Below are 20,689 nucleotides of genomic sequence, written 5' to 3'. Positions count from 1 at the left end.
GCTGAGCGCCAGCGATGTACTGCTGTGGGTCGCCATACCGTATGCGGCGCTCGCGATTTGCATAGGCGGGCTGATCTGGCGGTATCGCTATGACAAGTTCGGCTGGACCACCCGATCCTCACAGCTGTACGAGAACCGCCTGCTGCGCCTGGGCAGTCCGCTGTTCCACTACGGCATCGTGTTCGTCTTCCTTGGCCATGTGATCGGCCTGGTGATTCCGGAATCGTGGACCGAGCAGGTCGGCATCAGCGAAAGCATGTATCACGCGGCGTCTTTCAGTCTCGGCGCGGTGGCGGGCGTGGCGACGGTGGTGGGTCTGCTCATTCTCATCTACCGCCGTCGCACGGTCGGCCCGGTGTTCTCGGCGACCACCCGTAACGACAAGATCATGTACGTGCTGTTGGGGCTGACCCTGCTACTCGGCCTAGGTGCGACCCTGTACGGCAATCTGACCGGCAATCCGCACAACTACCGCGAGGACATTTCCCCGTGGTTCCGGTCCATCTTCTACTTCCAGCCCAAGCCCGAGCTCATGGTCTCCGCCCCGTTGGGCTTCCGCCTGCACGCCCTCTCGGCCTGCGCGCTGTTCGCCTTCTGGCCCTTCAGCCGCCTCGTGCACGTATTCTCCGCACCGGTCGGCTACCTGACCCGCCCATACATCGTCTACCGCAGCCGCAATACCGGTCTCGGTACCAAGGCGCAGCCGCGCGGCTGGGAACGAGTGCAGTAGGCGGGACGTTATCCGCGCACTCGGTCGTAGATCGCGGCGACCTCGCCCTGTTCGCCGACCTGCTGGAAGGTCAGTGCCCACTGTGAGCCCGGCAGTCCGTCCTCGAACAGGCGGTCGCCGCCGCCCGCGATCTCGGGGCAGATGATCAGGTAGAGGCGGTCCACCAGGTCCGCCGCGAGTAGCGGCTTGAGGATGCTGGGGCTGGTGTTGACGAGGATATCGCCGGTGCCCTCGGCCTTGAGTTCGGCGATGGCCTCGGCGGTCGGGGCGTTGACCACGCGGGCGCGGTCCCACGGCGCTTCGGTCAAAGTCGTTGAGAACACCACCTTTTCGCTGTCGACCAGCCACTTGGCGTAGCCGCGATCACGGGGGTCGGCATTGTCGTCGGTGGCCACGGTCGACCAATAGCCGATGAAGCCCTGGGCATTGCCGCGGCCCAGGACCGCGGTGGTGGCGTTCTCGCACATGCGGGTCATGTGATCGCGGGAGGCGTCGGTGGCCGCGTAGCGCACGATCGAGCCCAGATCGCCGGGGCCGCCCGGGCCGTTGTAGCGGCCGTCGAGGGTGATGGCGATATTCGCGGTGACTTTACGTGTGGTCATGGCTGTACTTCCTTATCGGTGGTGGTGTTGATGAGGTTGTCGAGTACCTGGCTCCAGCCGGCTTCTATCCCGGCGATATAGGGGACGGCCTCGACGGCGGTGTCGGTGATGGTCAATTCGAGCCGCAGCCGGGTGCCTTCCGGGGCTGCGGTCAGGGTGAGGTCGTAGTTGCCGGTGAACGAGACGGCTCCCGTCGCGTCGAGTACCGACAGGTCGAAGACCAGGTGTTCGGGTTCGAGCGCGGTGTGCACACGGCCCTGTGAGCGATAGCGGCGGCCGTCGGCATCGAGGTATTCGAGGACGGCATCGCCGCCGGACCGGGGTTCGATTCGGCAGTCGGTGATCGTCATCGTGCTTGGTGCCCACCAGGATTCGAGCAGTTCGGGCTCGATCCAGTGGTGCCAGACGGTGTCGGGTGCGACGGGCAGGGTGCGTTCGAACGTGAACTCGCGCCCGTCCGCCCAGCGCTCGCGGTTCGCGAGTTCGGACTCCGATTCGATGGCGGCGCGATAGCGCGCCAGCACATCTCGCTCATCCGAGTGGGCGTCGATGGTTTCGATGAGCCCGTGCAGGCGCTGTTCGAGCGACCGCAGGGGAGCGGACTCGAGGGCATAGACGCGTCGCTGGCCGAGCGGGAACACGGTGACCAGGCCCGCCCGGGCCAGTGACTGTAGATGTTTGGTGGTCTGCGGCTGGCGCAGACCGGTGGACTCGGCCAGTTCGCCGACAGATCGGGGACGTTCGGCGAGGAGTTCGACTATGCGCCACCTCGCGGTGTCTCCGAGTGCTGCTGCGATCTGCTCCATGCCAAGAAGTATTCTCCAAAGCGAATATTCTTGTCAAGGAATATTGGAAATCAATTCCGAGCAGGGCGCCTACCGGCCACGACGGGACAGCAGGGACTCCGTCAGCACCAACACCCCGAGGATCAGCACGCTCACGCCGATCACCCGCAGGCCCAGATCCGCGCCCGAGACGAAGGCGGTGATGACCTCCGGCGCACGACCGGGCACGGCGGCCAGCGCCTGCGCGACGGTGTGCGGGTCGTGCGCGGCCCGGATATCGCCGGGCAGGGCGGCGGCGAATCGTCCGGTGAGAATGGTGCCGATGACCGCGACGCCGAGCGCACTGCCGAATTCGCGGGTGGTCGCCTGCAATCCGGCCCCGACACCGGCCTGAGTCGGGGGCAGCGCGCCCGCGATCGCTCCGGACAATGTGGGAAGTGCCAGTGTCACACCGATTCCGGTCACGATCAGCCAGGCGGCGTATTCCGGATAGGCGGTGTGCTCACCGCTGGTGGAGAGGCCGAGCAGGCCGCCGCCGACGAAGGCGAACGCCAGGGTGACGGTGGCGTTCATGCCGATGCGCTGGGTCACCCGGCCCACGTGGCGCGCGCCGAGAATGATCGGAATGGTCAGCGGGATGATGCCGAGGCCGGTGCGAAACACCCCGAATCCCTTGGCGTACTGCAGGAATGACGCGTTCACATAGAACAGCGCGAACATGCCGAAGAATACCGCCGTCATGCCTAGGCTCGCGCTGCGCAGCGCGGGCAGGCGGAACAGCCGGGGATCGAGCAGTGGGTGCTCAACTTTCAGCTCCACCAGTGTCCAGAGCGCGAACAGTACTGCGGCACCGGCGAATCCGGCGATGACCAGGGGGCTGCCCCAGCCCGATTCCGGGCCCTGGACGATACCGAGCAGCAGCGCCACCGAGGCGGCGACCAGCAGTACCGTGCCGAGCCAGTCCAGGCGGCGATCATGACGCTCGGACACCGGCACCATCCGGGCCGCCAGGGCGGCGAGCAGCACCGCGATCGGCACGGCGGCGGTGAACAGCCAGCGCCAGGAACCGCCCGAAAGGATCGCTCCGCCACCGACATTGCCGACGACACCGCCGATGCCGGTCATCGACGCCCAGGTCGCGATGGTCGCACCCCTGCGTTCGACGGGAACCGCGTGCAGCAGGATCGCGAGGGTATTGGGCAGCACCGCGGCCGCGCCGACTCCCGTGATCGCACGTCCCACGAGCAGCAGAGCGATATTCGGGGCGATGGCCGACAGCAGCGCGCCCACCGCGAAAAGGCCCAGCCCAGTGAGCAATACGCCCTTGCGGCCGAAGCGATCGCCGGCCGCGCCGCCCGGAATCACCAGGCAGGCGAAGAAGATGACATAGGTGTCGACAATCCAGACCAGGGCCGAGGCCGAGGGACGCATACCGCTGGCGGCCAGCATCGGGACCGCGAGATTGATGGCGGCGACCATCCCGACCACGAGTACGACGCAGGCGCACATGAGCGCCAGTAGGCCGTGTTGCGAGACCGGGCGGGCTAACCGCGAAACGGGTGGTTGATCGCGAATCAGATCGTTCAGTGCCATGCGATTCACGCTATGGACCAGGGGTGTATGCGTGCCACGCAACTTTGGTAAGGGTTGTTTGCCTAGGATGCAATCATGCCCGAGCAGATCGATCTGAACCTGCTGCGTGTTTTCGACGCGCTGCTCCAGGACGCGAGCGTCACCTCGGCGGCCGAGCGATTGCACCTGTCGATTCCGGCCACCAGTCGCGCGCTCGGGCGGTTGCGTCGCGCCATGAACGATCCGATTCTGGTGCGCGCGGGTCGCGGGATGGCGCCGACTCCGTTCGCGCTGCGCACCGCGCCTCGTGTGCGGTCACTGCTGGAGCAGGCGGCGGCGCTGATCAGTGCCGACGAATTCGATATCGCGAAACTGAAGCGCACCTTCACCATTCGCATCAATGACGGTATCGCGGTGACGCTGGTGACGGCGGCGGTCGAGGCTACGGCGGCGGCCGCTCCGGGGGTGACGCTGCGCTTCGTCACCGAGGGCAATGAGAGCATCGAGGCGCTGCGCGACGGGTCGGTGGATCTGGATATCGGCGCGGGTGATGATGCGGCACCCGATATTCGGACCGCGGCGCTGTATCGGGAGCGGATCGTCGGAATCGTCCGAGGCGATAGTCCACTCGGGCGGGATTCGCAGCCGACGCTGGCGGAACTGTGCGAGTACCCGCATGTCTCGTCCTCCCGGCGGGGCCGGGCACGCGGACCGCTCGATGACGCCCTCGAAGCCGAGGGGTTGCAACGTCAGGTCGCCGCGGTCGTCCCGACTTCAGCGGTCGCCGCCCTATTGGTCGCGTCGAGCGGCTATGTGGGGCTCGTGCCGCGGCGGCTGGCGGAGCAGTACGGAAAAGCCTTGGGCCTGCGCTGGTTTCCCATTCCGGCGGAGCTGCCGGAGGTTCAGGTCCGGTTGCTGTGGCATGCGCGACTCGACGCCGATCCGGCACAGCGCTGGCTGCGGGACACGATTCGCACCGCGCTCGACGCGTAGGTCTGACCCCGTACATCTCCGCCGCAACCCGAGGAATCACCCGCACCCCCAATGCGGTTTGATTACAACGCAACTGCCCACCCCGAGCGGAGGTACATCATGGTCGAGATTCCCGAAAAGGCCCAAGACCTATTGGAGCGTCCGGTCTACGCCAGCCTGGGCACCACCCGCCCGGACGGCGCACCCCAGGTCAACCCGATGTGGTTCGTCTGGGATGGTGAATTCATCTGGTTCACCCACACCAACTACCGCCAGAAGTTCAAGAACCTGGCCCACGAACCCCGGGTCTCCATCTCGATCTTCGACCCCGACAACCCCTACCGCTACCTCGAAATCCGAGGCGTGGTCGACCACATCGACGACGACCCCACCGGCGCCCTCTACACCCGCCTCTCCGAGCGCTACAACAACGGCCCGGTAGTGCCCCCGGACGCCAAGGACCGCGTAGCCCTCGCCATCCGCCCCACCGGCGTCTACGGCCACGCCGTCTCCCGCGACTGACCGAGCGGGTCATGAGGGTGCGCTGCTGCCACTCCGGCCATCCCGTTGTGGCCCGGCAAGCGCACTCTCATCCATTCCGCTCGCAGTCTCGCTTGTCGGGGCGATAACCCACCGTGCGTACGTTTCCTGAGGTTCAACCGTGATCACATCGGCGACCTGAACAATTTCATCGGGGGCTGCGCCCCCAAGATGTTCGAGGTTCGGAATGACGATCGCATCGATGTCGAGCCGCGACACCAGCACCCGTAACCGATGAATGGGACGATCGGTATGCGGCCCGAAGACGACGATCTTCCGCAGATCGTATCCAAGCCTGAACGCGAGGTTCTTGATTCGGCCTTCGTCCCATTGACGACGTGATTCGGAAATATCGCTGCGCAGAAATCCGACTGCGGTAGGGATCTCGAGCATGGGGCGCATCCTTCCGTGCGGGGATCGATATTGATCCGTCGTTCGGAATCAGCTTGTCCGCCAACATGTCCACCGGCAATGGCACTTGCGTGGTGCACCAGTCGAAAGTGCCACATGGCCGTTGGCCGAGCTGTGATGCGCGAGGGTCAGTACTCGAGATCGATGAGGTCGGCGAGGTGGCGCATCTCCGCGGTCAGAGTGCGCCGCTCGGCGATCAGTCTGCCCATGAGGTCTCGGGCAAGGCGCTGTTCCGCCAACCATGGACCGGCCTCTATCGAGAGTTGCCGCAGGACATCGAACGCGGTGTCGGGACGTCTCAGTTCCAGATGCGCGGAGGCGACGTCGAGGAGGTGCCGGTTGCGATTGTCCGATGTGGGGCGCAAACCCGCCGGAACTTCACGGGCCAGCCGCAGCGCGAGATCCGGCTGATCATCGACGACGGCGTTCTCGACGCGCTTCATGGCGACGGTGGCAGGGCCGAACCTAGTCCAATAGTCCTGATAGCCACCGACATCGCGCTTCATGACCACCGCGCCGGCCTGTGCGAGCCGCATCATATCGTCGGCTTCATCGGGGCGATTATCGCGAATCGCCGCTGCCGAGCCGCGCAGCAGCAGCCAACCCCATGTCGATATCTCTCGTTCGGTCGCCACGGATAACCGAGGCTCGATCCGATCCGCCCATCGCGTCGCGAGTTCTCGCACCGCGTCGAACTGCCGCTCCACGATCATCAGCCAGCACAGGGTGACAATCGCCGACGCGGAATCGACTGCGTTCCCGGTCCTCTCGGCATCGGCGACCGACTGTTCGAGCGCTATCCGCGCGGGCCGCAACTGCCGCGTCTGCACCATCACCGAACCAGCCAATTGGAGAATTCTGGACCGAATCACGGGCTCGGCCGCTCGCCCCTCATCGATCAACCTCGGGAGCACCTGTGCCAGCCGTTCATACCGGTTGTCGTGATACAGCTGCACCGCAGCCGCCAATGATCCCGCCAATGTGCCGCTGGAATCGGCATTTTCATTCGGCTCCATCGCCGCGATGGCAACGCGAGTCGGCTCCCACAACTCACCATCCCTGCTTACCGGGGGCGTTGGGGCAGGGCCCAGCAGCGTTGTCAATGGACATCCCAGCGCTACCGCGAGTCTGCGTAGCGTCTCCATCCGCGCATCGTCCCGCTCACCCTGCTCGAGCTTGCGGATGAACGACAGCGAAACCCTCGACGCCTCGGCGAGCTCACGCTGGGTGAATCCCCGCCGCTTCCGCACCGACTGCAGGTACTGCCCGACATCCCCGCTCATGAATCCAGGCTAAGGCTGTACGCGGGTGCATGGGCAGAGTCGGACCATCACCGACCACCGGGGCCGGGTATTCCGAAGGATGGATCGGCCGGGGCCGCGGGTCATTCCGAGGGGTGAGGTGCGGGTGTTCCTGTCGAATTAGGGTGGTCGGGTGGTCGACGAGCGGGTGGTGGTGTGGTTGCGTCGGCGGTTCGCGCTGGTTGACGCGGTGTTCGCCGGGGCGTTGATCGTCGGGTGCGTGCTGTGCGGGATTCTGGTGGGGGCGGATGCCGATTACTTCGTTTTGTCAGTGGTGGTGGTGGGGCCGTTGGCAATTCGGCGGCGGTGGCCGGAGGTTTCGGCGGCGGGGGTGGCGGTCGGTGCATTTGTGCAGTGGGTGCTTATTCGGGATTCGACGGGGGCATTGCCCGCCGATATCGCGGTGCCGATCGCCGTTTATACGTTGGCGGCGTATGGGCGCGGGTATTCGAGCCGGATCGGGTTGGCGGGCGGGCTTATCGGCGCGGTGCTCGGTGGGTGGAGTTGGCCGCAGTTGCCGATGCCGGTGCTGGCGCATGTGATTGTCGGTGCGGGCCTGGCGAGTACCGTGTTGGCGGCCTGGCTGGGCGGGGCTTGGCAGCGGGCGCGGCGAGGGGAGTTGCTGGCGCTGGCCGAGCGGGCGGAGTTGCTGGAGCGCACTCGGGATCAGGGGATGCGATTGGCGGTGTTATCCGAGCGGACTCGGATCGCGCGGGATATTCATGACATTCTCGCGCATTCACTGGCGGTGATCGTGGCGCAATCCGATGGCGGACGGTATGCGGCAGTGCGGGAGCCGGATGCCGCCGTCGACGCATTGACTGCCATCGGTGCACACGGGCGGCGGGCGCTGGTCGAAACCCGGCGGGCCATCGGCGTATTGCGCGCGGATAGCGAGCCCGAGACATCGCCGAGCCCCGGCTTCACCGATATCGCGCGGTTGGTCGGTGATATGCGCGCCGCGGGACTACCCGTGGAATTGACGCTCGACGTGCCGCGGGGAATTGCCGACGGTATCGGCCTGGTCGTGTATCGAATCGTTCAAGAGGGTTTGACCAATGTGGTCAAACATGCCGGAGCCGGTGCACGAGCACGAGTTTCGATATCGCGGCGCGGAGACTGGCTCTCGATCGATATCGCGGATGACGGTCGCGCCGCTTCCGGACAGCAGAGCCCCGGTTACGGCCTGATCGGAATGCGAGAACGCGTCGCATCACACGGCGGTGATATCGAACTGCGGCGTACCCCGGACGGCCACCTGCTGGCGGCGCGAATTCCATTGCGAATCGAGGAGTAGACGATGATCGGAGTACTGCTCGTCGAAGATCAAGCCCTGGTGCGGGCCGGGTTTCGCATGGTGGTGGACTCACAACCGGATATGCGGGTGGTAGGTGAAGCCGGTGACGGCGCGAGCGGAATCACCGAAGCCGCCCGGACCGCACCGGATGTGATCGTCATGGATGTGCGCATGCCGACAATGGACGGCATCGAAGCGACCGCTCGGATTCTGGCCGCGTCGCGCACCCCGAAGGTGCTCGTACTCACCACCTATGACCTCGACGATTACGCGGTCGCGGCGGTGCGCGCGGGAGCCAGCGGATTCCTGTTGAAAGACGCCCCCGCCGAAGACTTTCTGACCGCGATCAGGACCGTGCACGCCGGTGACGCGGTGCTGGCCGCCTCGACCACCCGCCGACTGCTCGATCGCCTCGCCCCGCCGGTCGACCCCGCCGCCCAGCGCCTGGTCGCGACCCTGACCGACCGCGAGACCGAGGTACTGCGGGTGCTGGCGCGCGGCCTCTCCAACGCCGAGATAGCGATCGAATTGGCCGTAGGCGAGGGGACCGTGAAAACCCATGTGCGGCATATCCTGACCAAGCTCGCCGTGCGGGACCGCGTGCGAGCGGTGATCATCGCGCACGAGGCCGGGCTGGTGCGGCCCGGCGCTCGCTAGATTGTCAGTCCGCGACTCGACGGCAGGTACCGTCACCGCCGGGCAGGACGCCGTTCAGCAGATACGCCTCCACCGCCGAATCGATGCACGTGGAGGGCTCGGCGAGGTAGACGCCGTGCCGAAACGCTGCTTCCATCAGCAGAATTCGAGCCTCCGGGAGCGCCTGCCGCAACGCCCGCTGACCTGCCACGGGTGCGACAGGATCGCCCGAAGCGCCGATGAGCAGCGCCGGGCGGCTATTGCCGATCACGGTCGCGGGCTCAACCGGGCCGACCGGCCACACCGCGCACGGGGTGAGATGCCGAGCCAGCGGACCGAACACCGGCTCGGCGGCGAGGTGATCCCGAATATCGGTGAAGTAGTCCTCGACCCCGCGCGCCGTCCGATCCGCGCACTGATTGGCCACCGTTGCGCTGAAACCGAATTCGGGCGATACGGACTGATCCGCGTAAAGACCCAGCTTGGCCTCGAGTTCCGGCGTGGGATCCGACGACCTCCCCAGAGCCGCGTCATACAGCGCCCGCACCTGCCGCCCGAATACCTCGTAATAGGCATCGGAGTCATCGACCGTCAGCAGCAGGCCCGGGACCATATCGGCGGTGATGGTCACCCCGCCGATCGTCACCGGCCGCACGGAAACCGCACGGGCGATGCCGCCCACCGCATCGAGGACCGCGTCCCGCGTTGTCCCCAAATCGAATTCGCCATCGCGCAGCGCGGCCCATCGAGCCCAGTCGGACAAGGCGGCAGCCGTTGCGGTCGCGGTGTCCCGTGTCAGATCAGGTCCGGGCGCTCGCGGATCCAGCGCACTGTCCAAGACAACTCGATCGACGCGATCACCGAAAAGCTGCGTATAGACCGCGCCCAGATAGGTTCCCCAGGACCAGCCCAGGTAGGAAATCCTGGATTCACGCAGGAGAACCCGCAGCAGATCGAGATCACGAGCGATCGTCCTGGTGGACGCGAACGGCAGCAGCGCGCGCGACGGCTCGCATCGCGCGGCCAGTTCCCGGGCGACGGTCACCATCCGGTCGAAATCCGCCCGCTCCACGGGCGCTGCCTGGGCAATGCCGAGATATTCACGGGTGCCCCAACCACATTCGAGCGGTGAACTGGCACCGAAGAACCGCGGATCCATACCCACCAGATCGAACCGCTCGGCAATCGCCGTCGCGGCGGGATGCCCGCCTTCGGGACCGTCCACGATCATGGTCACGCCATCGCGGGACGGCCCCGGTCCACCGGTGTTCACCACGAGCGTCCCGAGCCGATGCGCCGAATCCGTGGCGAGCCGCCGCGCGACCGCGATGGAGATGGTCGCGCCGCCAGGATCCCCATAATTCAGCGGTGCCCGGAATTCTCCGCACTGCGCTCCCGCCGCGGCCAATCGTTCCCCCGTCGTGTCCTGCGGCCCCGTCCGGCAGTCGTGCCAAGTGATCTCCTGCTCCTGTAACCGTGCGGGCAGCCCGTGTTCGACGGGTGTCTCCCGCGTGCCCGCGCCGCATCCGGCCAGCAGGATCGCGGTCAGCAGCGGTACCGCCGCCCGCGCACGTGCGGCCGATTTGATCGATTGCATGAAACCCCTACAGCCGATGGTGCTTCGAATGCCGCCGAGTGACGGCCGTATTCGACGCTAGGTATCGGCGGTACCCGGCGGCATCTACCGCGCGGCCCCTTTCTGCGGCCCTGATCTCGCCCGTTCGGTAGACCCATCCCGAGCATCGAATCGACTCCGTTCCGATGTCACCCGGATCTGGTAGTCATGAATTCATGACGACCTTGGGAGCGGTATTCCGCCCGCAGAATCCGCCGGAGCGCCTGCGCGATGCGGTTTGCGTGGCAGACGAATCGGGCCTGGACGAATTGTGGCTGTGGGAAGACTGCTTCCTGGAGGGCGGAATCTCTACCGCCGCAGCCGCATTGGCGTGGAGCGAGCGGGTACGCATCGGCATCGGCGTGCTGCCCGTACCGCTGCGCAATGTCGCGCTCACCGCCATGGAGATCGCGACGCTGGAGCGCATGTTCCCCGGTCGCGGTATCTGGGGTGTGGGTCATGGCGTACAGGATTGGATGGGCCAGGTCGGCGCGCGTGCGGCATCGCCGGTGACCCTGCTGCGCGAATACCTCGAGGCCCTGCGCGCGCTGTTGGGCGGTGAGCGACTCACGGTGAAGGGGCGCTACATTCAGTTGGACGGCGTGGCCCTGGACTGGCCCCCGGCCGCCGCCCCGCCGATCTTCGCCGCCGCCAGCGGACCCAAAACCCTGCGCCTGGTGGGCGAATCGGCCGACGGTGTCGTACTCGACAACACCGCCTCACCCGAGCGCATCCGGGCCGCCGTCGACATCTTCCGCGAGGCTCGTGCGGAATCGCTTGCCGCCCAGCCGTTCCCGATCGTGGCGTACCTGCTGGCCGCCACCGGCCCCGATGCCGCCGATCGCGTCGCCGCCGAATTGCAGATCAAGGACCGCGACACCATCCCCGATATCGGTGTGGCGGGCGATGCGGAGGCCATCGCCGCCGCCGTGCGGCGCTGGTATGCGGCGGGCGCGACCAGCGTCATCCTGCAACCCACCGCTGACGAACCCGATCCGGTCGAATTCCTCCGATTCACCGCCGAGCAGGTCCGCCCGCTGCTGCCCTGACACCGAGGTAGCGCAGTCGGTACCGTCCGAATGGTGGACTCAGATGTCGAAATCGCCGTTCGCGCAGCGGAAGCCGCGTGCGAGGTATTGCGCGCAGCCTTCCGCGGCCCCGCCGAGCATTACGCGAAGGAAGGCGACGACTTCGCGACCCAGGCCGATATTGGTGCGGAACAGGCCATTCTCGCGGTCATCAGCGCCGCGCGACCGAATGATCGATTCATCGCCGAGGAATCGGGCCGATCCGGGACCTCACACGGTGATCGGGTCTGGCTGATCGATCCGCTGTGCGGAACCAGGAATTTCGCGGCGGGCATACCCGAAGTCGCGGTGAATATCGCGCTGCGCGTGGCGAATTTCCTCGATATCGCGGTGGTCGCCGATCCTTTCAGCGGCGAGATCTTCTGGACGGCGGGTACCGGCGCGTTCGCCCGGCACGGCGGCGTGGACCAGGTACTAACCCCGCGCGCTGACAGCAAACTGGTCGATATCGACGTGGATCCGCCCTATCCGAATCGTGGAACCTTCAGCGCCGGGCGACTATTCGACGATGAGCGCTTCATGACTCGATTCCATCCGCGAGTCCTGTCCACCACATTGGCGCTCGCGTGGGTGGCGGCCGGTCGGCGCGCGGCCTACCTCACCGATGGCGACTTCTGGGACAATGTGCATTTCAGCAGCGGAATCGCACTGTGCCGCGCCGCGGGCTGCCGGGTTACCGGATTGGCGGGTGAAGACGTGCTCGCCGGTGCGCACGGGTTGGTGGCGGCCGCGGACGCCGCGACGCATGAACGGCTGCTGGAAATCATTGCCCGTCAAGCCGTAACAGATAGGTAGCCGTAAGCGGCGTACGCCGCATACGGTGGGGCCGTGGCGGAGTGGATCAGCGTGTACTGCCGGGAATCGGTTGAATTGGATGGCGCTGAGGTGTGGGACTGGATATCCAGTGCCGATCTGTGGACCTTGGCGGAGGGTTTCTTCGAGAATGACGCGGAGGTCGAGGACGCCCTCGAACACGCCCTGGTGAATCTGCGCATCGATGCCGACGCCGAGGTGTCGGTGGGCTGGAAGACCGAGGGGCGCGGTATGCGCGTCTGGCACGCACTGGGCGCCGATGTGGTGGCCCAGGTCGGAGAAGTGCTGGGGGAGCACCTGATCGACGCGGTCGGCCCGGGCCCGGATCGCATTCGCGCCCATCTCGCCGAAACCACCCAGGTGGTGAATATCGAGATGTCCGTCGAGGATTCGCATCGCCTGGGCGCGGTCTTCGGATCCGTGATCGCCCTGCGCATCGCCGAGGAAGCCGAGGGCCTGGTCTGGTATTTCGATCAGGAGTGGGTCGATCCGCACAAGCCCGCCGAAACCCTCTGGACCGGATAGCAACGAGTGCGCACCTGTTCACCAATTGTTGTCGTGGTGAACAGCATTCGTCTGCTCGATGATCGCGTACCCGTCACGGACGGTGGTCACGGTGATGCGGCTTGGATGACATGCGGGATGTGAGGAAATCGATGAGCAGTACCACCGTCGGGCGGGGTCGTTGGACCGCGGGAATCGCCGCGGCCCTGATGGCTTTGGCAAGTGGCATCACCTGGGTCGCCCCGGGAAATGCGAGCGCGGACCCGCTGTGCGCGCTACAGAGCGGATCGGCGGGATCGTCGTACGCCTGCGCCGCCGCCGGTGATCTGCTCGATGTGCGAATCGGTGATGTGCTGGCCACCCAGCCCTCGCTGGGCTACGACGAGATCTACTACAAGCTGGGCCGCTATACCCTCGGCAAGGATGAGATCAACTCCAAGTTCAACGACTGGTGCGAGAGCAATGGCCAGCTTGCCGTCGTCTCGGCCAAACCGGATGCGCGCCTGAGCGATTCGTCCTCGTTCCAGTGCAAACTCGCGGTGGGTCAGGAGACCCCCGAAAGCATCGCGGCGATGAAGACCGTGGTCATCGGCCCCGGTGGTAAGCCGTACCTGACCGACGGCCACCACACGCTGACCTCCTACCTGGAGACCCCGGACGGCGGCGCGGATCTGCACGTGCGCCTGAAGGTGCTGGGCAACCTGAGCACCCTGTCCGATGCCGATTTCTGGACCCAGATGAAGGCCAAGGGCTGGGTCTGGCTCAAGGATGTCTCGGGCAATCCGGTCGCGGTGGATCAGCTGCCGAAGTCGCTGGGCCTGTCGAACTTCTCCGATGACAAGTACCGCAGCATGATGTACTTCGCCCGCGATATCGGCTACCACGTCGGCGATCTGCCGTTCGAGGAGTTCTTCTGGGGCGATTGGATGCGCAAGGGCAATATCGGCGGCGACTGGAATCGCAGCGATTTCACCGCCTATCTGGCCGCGCTGAAGACCGTCACCAAGGCGCAGACCGCCCTCGCCCCCGATGCCATCGTCGCCGAGGGCAAGACCGCCAAGGAACTCGATCAGCTGAGCGCCTGGAATGGCGGCAAGGCCGAGGACAAGGGCGAATTCGCCAAGATCTCGCAGCCGTACGCCGCGGACAAGCCGGGCAAGGTGGGTTACGCGGTGGAGTACCGAATCCGCAACGGACGCTGATCCTTCCGCAATGACCGGCTGATCGACCAACTGGCGGCGTCGGTCGCACGATGGCATCGATCCACCGTGCGGCCGACGCCGCACCCGTGTCCGGTGTACCCCGCTCGCGGTTCCGGCATAGGGTTTGCGGGGTGAGCAATCCGTTCTTCGAACCCAGCACCCTGCCGTATCAGCTGCCGCCGTTCGCGGAGATCCGCGAGGAGCATTATCTGCCCGCTTTCGAAGCGGGCATCGCGCAGAAGCTGGCCGAGATCGACGCCATCGCGGCCACGCCGACCGCGCCGACCTTCGCCGATACCGTGGTGGCGCTGGAGCTTTCGGGTGCGATCCTGACGCGGGTCGCGAATGTGTTCTTCAATATCTCCTCCTCGGATTCCACCCCGGGCAGTGAGGCCATCGAATCGGAGATGTCGCCGAAACTGGCCGCGCTCAGCGATGCCATGCTGCTGAATCAGGACCTGTTCGCCCGTATTCGCACGCTGTTCGATCAGCGCGACACGCTCGGGTTGAGCGCCGAGGAATCGCGACTGCTGGAGCGCTACTACAACCGATTCGTGCGGGCCGGTGCGGCGCTGAGCGCTTCCGAGCGGGATCAATTGCGCGCCTGGAATATGGAATTGGCCTCTGCCACCACCGAGTTCAAGCACAACATCATGGCCGCGACCAAGGCCGCGACCCTGTTCCTGGACAGCGAGGACGAATTGGCCGGGCTCGCGCCCGCCGCGGTCACCGCCGCCGCCGAGAACGCGCGCTCGCTCGACCACGACGGCTGGGCGCTGAGTTTGCAGAATGTGTCCAATCAGCCGGTGCTCGCCGAACTGGCCGATCGCGAAGTCCGCCGGCGCATGATGATGGCCTCGCTGGGTCGCGGCTTCGGCGATAATCCGAATGCCGAACTCGCGGGCCGCATCGCCCGCCTGCGCGCCGCGCGCGCCGCACTGCTCGGCTATCCGGATCACGCCTCGTATATCGTCGCCGATCAGACCGCCACCACCACCGACGCGGTCGAGGAAATGCTGAGCCAGCTCATCGGTCCCGCCGTCACCAATGCCGAACGCGAGGCGGCGGAATTGACGACCGCCATGCGCGCGGGCGAGGCGTCCGGCGATGCCGAATTGCGTTCCTGGGATTGGCAATTCTGGTCGGAGAAGGTGCGGGCCGAACGCTTCTCGGTCGACGCCGACGCACTGCGCCCCTACCTCGAATTGGAGCGGGTACTGCGCGACGGCGTCTTCTACGCCGCCGAACAGGTGTACGGCCTGACGTTCTCGGAGCGCACCGATCTGGTCGGCTATCACCCCGAAGTGCGGGTCTTCGAGGTCTTCGACGCCGATGGCAGCGGTTTGGGCCTGTTCCTCGGTGATTTCTTCGCGCGTCCGTCCAAGCGCGGCGGCGCGTGGATGAATGAACTCGTCGGCCAGTCCGAACTGATGGGCACCCGGGCCGTGGTGGTGAACAACCTCAATATCGTGAAGCCGCCCAAATCCGAACCGGCGCTGCTGACCTGGGATAACGTTCGCACACTCTTCCACGAGTTCGGCCACGCCCTGCACGGCCTGTTCTCCGATGTGCGGTACCCGTTCTTCGCCGGAACCGCCGTGCCCCGGGATTTCGTGGAATTCCCGTCCCAAGTCAATGAGATGTGGGCGAGCCGCCCGGAAATCCTGGCCAATTACGCCCGGCATGTGGAGACCGGCGAGCCGATTCCCGCCGAATTGCTCGAAAAGCGCGCGGCGGCAGAACGATTCGGCGAAGGCTTCCGCACCGTCGAATACCTCGGCGCGACGCTGCTGGATTGGGCCTGGCATCGCATTACCGCCGACCAGTCCGCCGATATCGACGCCGAGCTGTTCGAGGAGGCGGCGCTGCACAAGGCCGGGCTCGCGCTCTCGGCGATTCCGCCGCGCTATCGCACCGGCTACTTCGCGCATATCTTCGCGGGCGGTTACGGTGCGGGCTACTACTCCTACATCTGGAGTGAGGTGCTCGACGCCGACACCGTGCAATGGTTCGAAGACGGTGCGGCGCCGATCCGCGAGAAGGGTGAGCGATTCCGTCGCGGCCTGCTCGCCAAGGGAGGTTCGGTCGATCCGCTCGCGGCATACGAATCATTCCGGGGGCGCGCTCCCGAAATCCAGCCGCTGCTGGCGCGGCGCGGTCTCACGGGCTAGTCAGCGAAAAGCATCGGCGTGCACCGTGGCCCATTGGGCGAAGGTGCGCGGTGCGCGTCCGGTGATCTCCTCGACGGTGTTCCGCACAATGGATTCGTCGATCGCGCCGTCGACATAGAAATCGAAGAAGGCGTTCACGTAGTCGACCGGGGTGGTGCGCAGCATTTCCGTGCGCGCCTCCTCGTCGGACAGGCCGACGCAATGCAGATCTCGATCCAGGATCTGCGCGAGGATGGCCACCTGATCCGCGGGCCGCAGCGCTTCCGGACCGGTAGGCCACAGGATTTCGCCGCGGTAGGCGTCCTCGCGCAGCGCGTGCGAGGCCACCGCCGCCAGATCGTAGGAATCGAGCGAAGCGGTGCGGACCTCCGGGAACGGGGCTCGCACCACATCACCCGCCGCGAGCTGCGGCAGCCAGCGCAGGGTGTTCGAATCGAAGGCGCACGGCCGCAGAATCGTCCAGGCCGCACCGGATTCGGTGACCTCGCGTTCGGAGGCCATCATGTAGCGCGTCACCGCATTGCCGGTATCGCCGGTCGCCGCGGACACCCCCGACAATTGCACGATATGTTCGACGCCCGCCTTGGCGGCCACCTGGGCGACGCCCGGATATCCCGGCAGCAGGAATAGCGCACGCGCGCCCTCGAAGGCCGCCGCAAGACTGTCCGGAGCCGTCAGATCGGCCGCGCGGCTTTCGATTCCGGCCGGCAGGTCCGCGCGTTTCGGATCGCGCACCAGCGCCCGGACCGGCTCCTCGCCATCGGCGAGCGCCGCCACCACATCCGCGCCGACATTGCCGGTCGCGCCCGTCACCACGATCATGCTCATCCCCTCAACGGTGGCTTCCCAACCGGTCGCCCAGATCAAGAAATACACGAAAGCAGTACGGGTGGAACAGATTCGAAGTTAATACTTACGATAAGCGACGCCCGATCAAGCGCTGCGCACCGCCGGAACCGAGAAGATCTCCAGCAGCAGATCGGCGAAGGCCTCCGGCTCATCGGTGAAACCGCTGTGACCGCCCGGAAATTCGGTGACCTCCATTCCGAGTTGGTCCGCCAGCACCGCTGCCGGACGCGCGGGCAGGTGCAGGCCGGTGTCGCGGCCCGATGCCAGCACCAGGCGGTCGGTCACCGTCACCAGCGCGTCCATATGCGGGATATGCGAAGTGAACTGCCGCAGTTCGTGTTCCAGCATGATCGGGCCATTGGCGATGAGCCGCGCCATCATGGCCTGTGCTCGCGGCGGCAGTTCCGAGGAGTCCGGCAACGGCTTCATCGTGCCGCCGATGCCCGCCAGGAACCGCGCACCGGCCGCACCCGGTCCTTCGGCGCGGAACAGCGCGTACACCTCATCGATGAAGGCGCGCTGTACCGCCGCATCGGGAAGGATTGCGAAACAGGGCGGTTCGTGCGCGACCAGCCGATGCACTTGCTCCGGATAGCCCGCGAGCAGATCCAGGCCGACGATCGCGCCGCTGCTGCCGCCGAAGACGTAGGCGGGCTCATCGGTCAGGTGAGTGATCAGCCGGTGCACGTCATCGCTCTGCACCTCGACGCGCTGATCCAGCGGTTCCCCCGCATCGATGGTGCTGCGCGAGTATCCGCGCGGATCCAGACAGGCCACCGTGAAGTGGGAGGCCAGTCGATCCGCGATCGGGTCCACCACCGCGGCGTCACCGCCGCCGCCCGGAATCAACAGCAGCAACGGACCATCGCCGCGCACCTCGTAGTAGATGGTCGCACCGGCCACGCGCAGGGTATCGGACCTCATATCGCCTTCTTCCTATGATTCGTAGGTTGAAACCTAATATACATAGGAAGAAGGTTCGGACAAACCCGGTTACAACGCCGCGCCGACCACCCGCCCCCGCACATCGGTGATGGGCAGCCCGCCACCGAAGGAGACGAGTCCGTCATTGCTCAACTCGATGCCGTAGATCGGGCCGCCCGGCCTGATCGCCAACCTCGATGCGGGACCTGCCATCGTCATCGGGTCCAGCGGCGGTGAGCCCAGCGCCGAAGACCTTGCCTCCGAACGGTTCTTCTACCTGCACGAGCTTCGGGGCACCGCGGGCTGGCGACCCGATCTGGACGGTTTGCGCGCCACTCCCGTGCGGATCATCGTCGGGATCGGCGAAACCTCCGCCGGCCTGTTCTGCGATCGCACCTCGCGTCAGCTCACCGCCGCGCTCGATATAGAGCCGGAACTCTTTCCCGGCGGGCATGGAGGATTCATGGAGGATCCCGAAGCCTTCGCCAAACGCGTACGCGAGCTGCTCTAGTCAGGATTTGGGAGTGGGCGGGACCCGCCAGCGCGCGTAGGTGTTCTCCGGTGTGACGGTGATGAGGTCGGCGACCTCGACCAGGGGGTCGGGGATCTCGCCGTCGAAATGATCCAGGCTCGGGGTGATCACCGCATCGGCTTCGGCTTCGGTGATGGCCGTGCGCACCTCATCGATGAGTTCGCCCGTCTCCGGCCCCAGCACGAGTGTCTGACACAGGTCGTATCCCAAACGTTTTGCCAGCTGGTGCATTTGAGCCTTATCCCAGCGCTGGTGCGTGCCCGACACATCGTGGCGGAGAAATCCGATCGCCGCCGGTTGTTGCCGCATCTGCCCATCCCTTCGTGTCCGGGCCCGGTGAAACTCCACGTTATGGCACGGTCGTGCTTCGCATATTGGAAGTTGCCGAAGTGCCGGATAATTGCCGAGGTCAGGGATGCCCTGCGCCCGGTGCCGGGGCTTGCACGGCGAGGATTCGGCCCGTCCTGTTTGCGAGTGTCATCCCTTCTGCCCCTTTCCATTCCGCCGCAACGATATACAGGGTTTCGGCTCCGAGCATGCAGGCGAACGGCGCACGGTCGAGCTCGACCCGGGCGAGGACCCGTCCGCCTTCCTCGATGCGCAGGCAGCGCTCCATCGCGGCAGCCCATACCGCGCCCTCGGCGTCCAGGCAGATACCGTCCGGATAGCCGTCCACCTCGGCCCATACGCGCCGGTTCACCAGGTCTCCGTCGGCGGCGATATCGAAGGCGGTCAGCCGCTTGGCATGCGATTCCGCGACGATCAGCGTCGAGCCGTCCGGGGTGATCACCATGCCATTGGGGAAATGCAGGTCCTCGGCGATCTGGCGCACCGCGCCATCCGGCGAAACCACTGCCAGCACACCGGGTTTGGGGCCCTCGCCGCTCATCATGTCGAAGCCGATCGAGTTGATGTACGCGTTCCCGTGCACGTCCACCACGATCTCGTTCCACGGATAGGGCGACACGTCGGCGAGTTCGGCGTGCGTGACCAGCGAGCCGTCGGCCTCGCGCCGTAACAGCTTGCGCCCCTGGTCATTCGACAGAATCAGCAACCGGCCATCCGGCAGCCAGTCGAAACAGAACGGTAAGCCCGACATCTTCAATTCGACGGTCGGCACCCCCGCCGCATCGACCGACATCACCTCACCGGCGAGCCAGTCCGAGAGCCACAGCCGTCCCTCGTGCCATCGCGGCGATTCCCCCAGCGCCAATCCTTCCAACAGCACACTCGGCACCAACACCGGACTTTCAGCCATGCTCCACCTCCGAATAAAGTGATCCGCTACTTCAGACGTCGCAGCACGGCGAAAATCATCGCGTCCGATGCCGGCCCGTGCTGGGAGACTATTCCGGCTTGGCGCGTTTGATCTTGGTTTGGCGCGGGAGCCAGGGATTGCCGTCCGCGAGCAGGGCCCCGGAATCGACGAGTGACTTCACCCGCCAGAACAGTGGGGAGTCGCCGACGTTCATGTCCGCCATCACCGGCCCCACGGCTCGGGCGATGACGGTCCATTCCGAGTCGGCGGCTTCGAGAATCGCGGCGTCATAGTGGTCGGCTGGGGCCGAGGACAGTCCGGCGCGGGTGATGACGCGAAACGGCTGGTTCTGTTGTTCGAGGGTGTGCCAGTCGCGAATCGCCGCATCGTGTTCGGCTCGGGTGAGCGGTCGGATCTCGGAGAGCGATTTCGCCAGCGATTCCGGCGATTGCGCGCCGACCGCGCCGGGAATCTCGACCACATCGAACGCCGTACCGGGGCGGGTGGCGCAGATCTTGTGGAACATGGACTGTTCGGCGGCGTTTTCGCGGCCGTACCAGATGACAGGTGACCGGGCGCTGTCCACTTGTTTCCAGAAGGCGGCGAGTTCCCCGGGCAGCTCGCCCAGCGGGGCGAAATGGCTGCCGGTTTGCGCGAGCACCATTTCGGTCAGCCAACCCCACCATTCGACGCGGACCGCGGGGTCATCGGGTTGCAGCGGTCCGCAGTCCAGACTGTCCGGGAATTCGATGACGGTGTCCTGGCGACGACCGGCATCGGCGTCGAGCGCGATGCGCAGGGATTCGGCAGCGGCGGAGCCGCCCACCACATGCAATCTATCCATCCTGCAAGTGTGCCTAGCGGTAGCTGATTCGCGCCTCAGGGTT

General features: G+C 65.8%; 23 protein-coding genes. 11 read left to right on the top strand and 12 right to left on the bottom strand.

Translation table 11 applies throughout. The features are described from left to right. Position 1: 1 nt before the first annotated feature. Positions 2-730, top strand: coding sequence for a respiratory nitrate reductase subunit gamma (gene narI / locus AB0L82_RS13060; RefSeq protein WP_364636043.1), 729 nt, complete (start codon positions 2-4; stop codon positions 728-730). Between the two features lie 8 nt (positions 731-738). Here the strand turns inward: narI and AB0L82_RS13055 are convergent, their stop codons facing one another. From AB0L82_RS13055 to AB0L82_RS13045, 3 genes are all read right to left on the bottom strand, one after another. Next, a complete protein-coding gene (locus tag AB0L82_RS13055; protein WP_364634624.1) occupies positions 739-1,332 on the bottom strand; it encodes a dihydrofolate reductase family protein in 594 nt (197 codons plus the stop codon). Next, the gene (locus tag AB0L82_RS13050) at positions 1,329-2,138 is read right to left on the bottom strand and encodes a metalloregulator ArsR/SmtB family transcription factor (RefSeq protein WP_364634621.1); all 810 of its coding nucleotides are present in this window, start codon (positions 2,136-2,138) and stop codon (positions 1,329-1,331) included. Before AB0L82_RS13050 ends, AB0L82_RS13055 begins: the two co-directional genes overlap by 4 nt. Positions 2,139-2,207: 69 nt before the next feature. Further along, positions 2,208-3,710 carry an MFS transporter gene (locus AB0L82_RS13045; protein ID WP_364634618.1) on the bottom strand — a complete coding sequence of 501 codons (1,503 nt, stop codon included), beginning with the start codon at positions 3,708-3,710 and terminating at the stop codon, positions 2,208-2,210. Between the two features lie 75 nt (positions 3,711-3,785). On the opposite strand from AB0L82_RS13045, the gene AB0L82_RS13040 reads away from it, so the two are divergent. Together AB0L82_RS13040 and AB0L82_RS13035 are read left to right on the top strand one after the other, a co-directional pair. Further along, entirely contained in the window at positions 3,786-4,682 is an 897-nt protein-coding gene (locus tag AB0L82_RS13040; protein ID WP_364634615.1) for a LysR family transcriptional regulator, read from the top strand. Between the two features lie 99 nt (positions 4,683-4,781). Further along, on the top strand, positions 4,782-5,183 hold the full coding sequence (locus AB0L82_RS13035) for a PPOX class F420-dependent oxidoreductase (protein WP_364634612.1): 402 nt from the start codon (positions 4,782-4,784) through the stop codon (positions 5,181-5,183). Positions 5,184-5,192: 9 nt separating this feature from the next. Here AB0L82_RS13035 and AB0L82_RS13030 read toward each other — a convergent pair whose 3' ends face one another. Both AB0L82_RS13030 and AB0L82_RS13025 read right to left on the bottom strand, forming a co-directional pair. Continuing rightward, positions 5,193-5,594 carry a hypothetical protein gene (locus AB0L82_RS13030; protein WP_364634609.1) on the bottom strand — a complete coding sequence of 134 codons (402 nt, stop codon included), beginning with the start codon at positions 5,592-5,594 and terminating at the stop codon, positions 5,193-5,195. A 146-nt stretch (positions 5,595-5,740) separates the two neighbouring features. Continuing rightward, positions 5,741-6,895: a helix-turn-helix transcriptional regulator gene (locus AB0L82_RS13025; RefSeq protein WP_364634607.1), complete on the bottom strand. Its 1,155-nt coding sequence runs from the start codon at positions 6,893-6,895 to the stop codon at positions 5,741-5,743. 151 nt (positions 6,896-7,046) lie between these two features. On the opposite strand from AB0L82_RS13025, the gene AB0L82_RS13020 reads away from it, so the two are divergent. Both AB0L82_RS13020 and AB0L82_RS13015 read left to right on the top strand, forming a co-directional pair. Then, on the top strand, positions 7,047-8,210 hold the full coding sequence (locus AB0L82_RS13020; protein ID WP_364634604.1) for a histidine kinase: 1,164 nt from the start codon (positions 7,047-7,049) through the stop codon (positions 8,208-8,210). Positions 8,211-8,213: 3 nt separating this feature from the next. Then, complete coding sequence (locus tag AB0L82_RS13015) at positions 8,214-8,867, top strand: response regulator transcription factor (RefSeq protein WP_364634601.1); 654 nt, start codon at positions 8,214-8,216, stop codon at positions 8,865-8,867. Between the two features lie 4 nt (positions 8,868-8,871). On the opposite strand, the gene AB0L82_RS13010 is transcribed toward AB0L82_RS13015, so the two are convergent. After that, positions 8,872-10,443, bottom strand: a complete 1,572-nt coding sequence (locus AB0L82_RS13010) for an alpha/beta hydrolase (RefSeq protein WP_364634599.1) — start codon at positions 10,441-10,443, stop codon at positions 8,872-8,874. A 194-nt stretch (positions 10,444-10,637) separates the two neighbouring features. Between AB0L82_RS13010 and AB0L82_RS13005 the strand changes: the two genes are divergently transcribed. From AB0L82_RS13005 to AB0L82_RS12985, 5 genes are all read left to right on the top strand, one after another. Continuing rightward, a complete protein-coding gene (locus AB0L82_RS13005; protein WP_364634596.1) occupies positions 10,638-11,510 on the top strand; it encodes an LLM class flavin-dependent oxidoreductase in 873 nt (290 codons plus the stop codon). 33 nt (positions 11,511-11,543) lie between these two features. Beyond that, positions 11,544-12,344, top strand: coding sequence for an inositol monophosphatase family protein (locus tag AB0L82_RS13000; protein WP_364634593.1), 801 nt, complete (start codon positions 11,544-11,546; stop codon positions 12,342-12,344). Between the two features lie 33 nt (positions 12,345-12,377). Continuing rightward, on the top strand, positions 12,378-12,887 hold the full coding sequence (locus AB0L82_RS12995; RefSeq protein WP_364634590.1) for a hypothetical protein: 510 nt from the start codon (positions 12,378-12,380) through the stop codon (positions 12,885-12,887). A 131-nt stretch (positions 12,888-13,018) separates the two neighbouring features. Next, a complete protein-coding gene (locus tag AB0L82_RS12990; protein WP_364634588.1) occupies positions 13,019-14,068 on the top strand; it encodes a ParB/Srx family N-terminal domain-containing protein in 1,050 nt (349 codons plus the stop codon). Positions 14,069-14,199: 131 nt separating this feature from the next. Next, positions 14,200-16,239, top strand: a complete 2,040-nt coding sequence (locus AB0L82_RS12985) for a M3 family metallopeptidase (RefSeq protein ID WP_364634585.1) — start codon at positions 14,200-14,202, stop codon at positions 16,237-16,239. Here AB0L82_RS12985 and AB0L82_RS12980 read toward each other — a convergent pair whose 3' ends face one another. From AB0L82_RS12980 to AB0L82_RS12970, 3 genes are all read right to left on the bottom strand, one after another. Then, the gene (locus AB0L82_RS12980; protein ID WP_364634582.1) at positions 16,240-17,067 is read right to left on the bottom strand and encodes an NAD(P)H-binding protein; all 828 of its coding nucleotides are present in this window, start codon (positions 17,065-17,067) and stop codon (positions 16,240-16,242) included. Between the two features lie 105 nt (positions 17,068-17,172). Next, positions 17,173-18,012 (bottom strand): alpha/beta hydrolase, encoded by an 840-nt coding sequence (locus AB0L82_RS12975; protein WP_364634579.1) that lies wholly within the window; start codon positions 18,010-18,012, stop codon positions 17,173-17,175. A gap of 69 nt (positions 18,013-18,081) precedes the next feature. Next, positions 18,082-18,231, bottom strand: a complete 150-nt coding sequence (locus tag AB0L82_RS12970; RefSeq protein ID WP_364634576.1) for a hypothetical protein — start codon at positions 18,229-18,231, stop codon at positions 18,082-18,084. 106 nt (positions 18,232-18,337) lie between these two features. Here AB0L82_RS12970 and AB0L82_RS12965 point away from each other — a divergent pair, with 106 nt between their 5' ends. Then, entirely contained in the window at positions 18,338-18,523 is a 186-nt protein-coding gene (locus AB0L82_RS12965; protein ID WP_364634573.1) for a hypothetical protein, read from the top strand. Here AB0L82_RS12965 and AB0L82_RS12960 read toward each other — a convergent pair whose 3' ends face one another. The 3 genes from AB0L82_RS12960 to AB0L82_RS12950 form a co-directional block, all read right to left on the bottom strand. Continuing rightward, complete coding sequence (locus AB0L82_RS12960; protein ID WP_364634570.1) at positions 18,524-18,853, bottom strand: hypothetical protein; 330 nt, start codon at positions 18,851-18,853, stop codon at positions 18,524-18,526. 100 nt (positions 18,854-18,953) lie between these two features. Further along, positions 18,954-19,802 (bottom strand): SMP-30/gluconolactonase/LRE family protein, encoded by an 849-nt coding sequence (locus AB0L82_RS12955; RefSeq protein WP_364634567.1) that lies wholly within the window; start codon positions 19,800-19,802, stop codon positions 18,954-18,956. An 88-nt stretch (positions 19,803-19,890) separates the two neighbouring features. Beyond that, positions 19,891-20,646: a DUF3658 domain-containing protein gene (locus tag AB0L82_RS12950; RefSeq protein ID WP_364634564.1), complete on the bottom strand. Its 756-nt coding sequence runs from the start codon at positions 20,644-20,646 to the stop codon at positions 19,891-19,893. Positions 20,647-20,689 lie beyond the last annotated feature (43 nt).

The sequence above is a fragment of the Nocardia sp. NPDC052001 genome (genome assembly GCF_040680615.1).
Classification (GTDB): Bacteria; Actinomycetota; Actinomycetes; order Mycobacteriales; family Mycobacteriaceae; genus Nocardia.
This window is presented reverse-complemented; position numbering and strand designations above follow the sequence as displayed.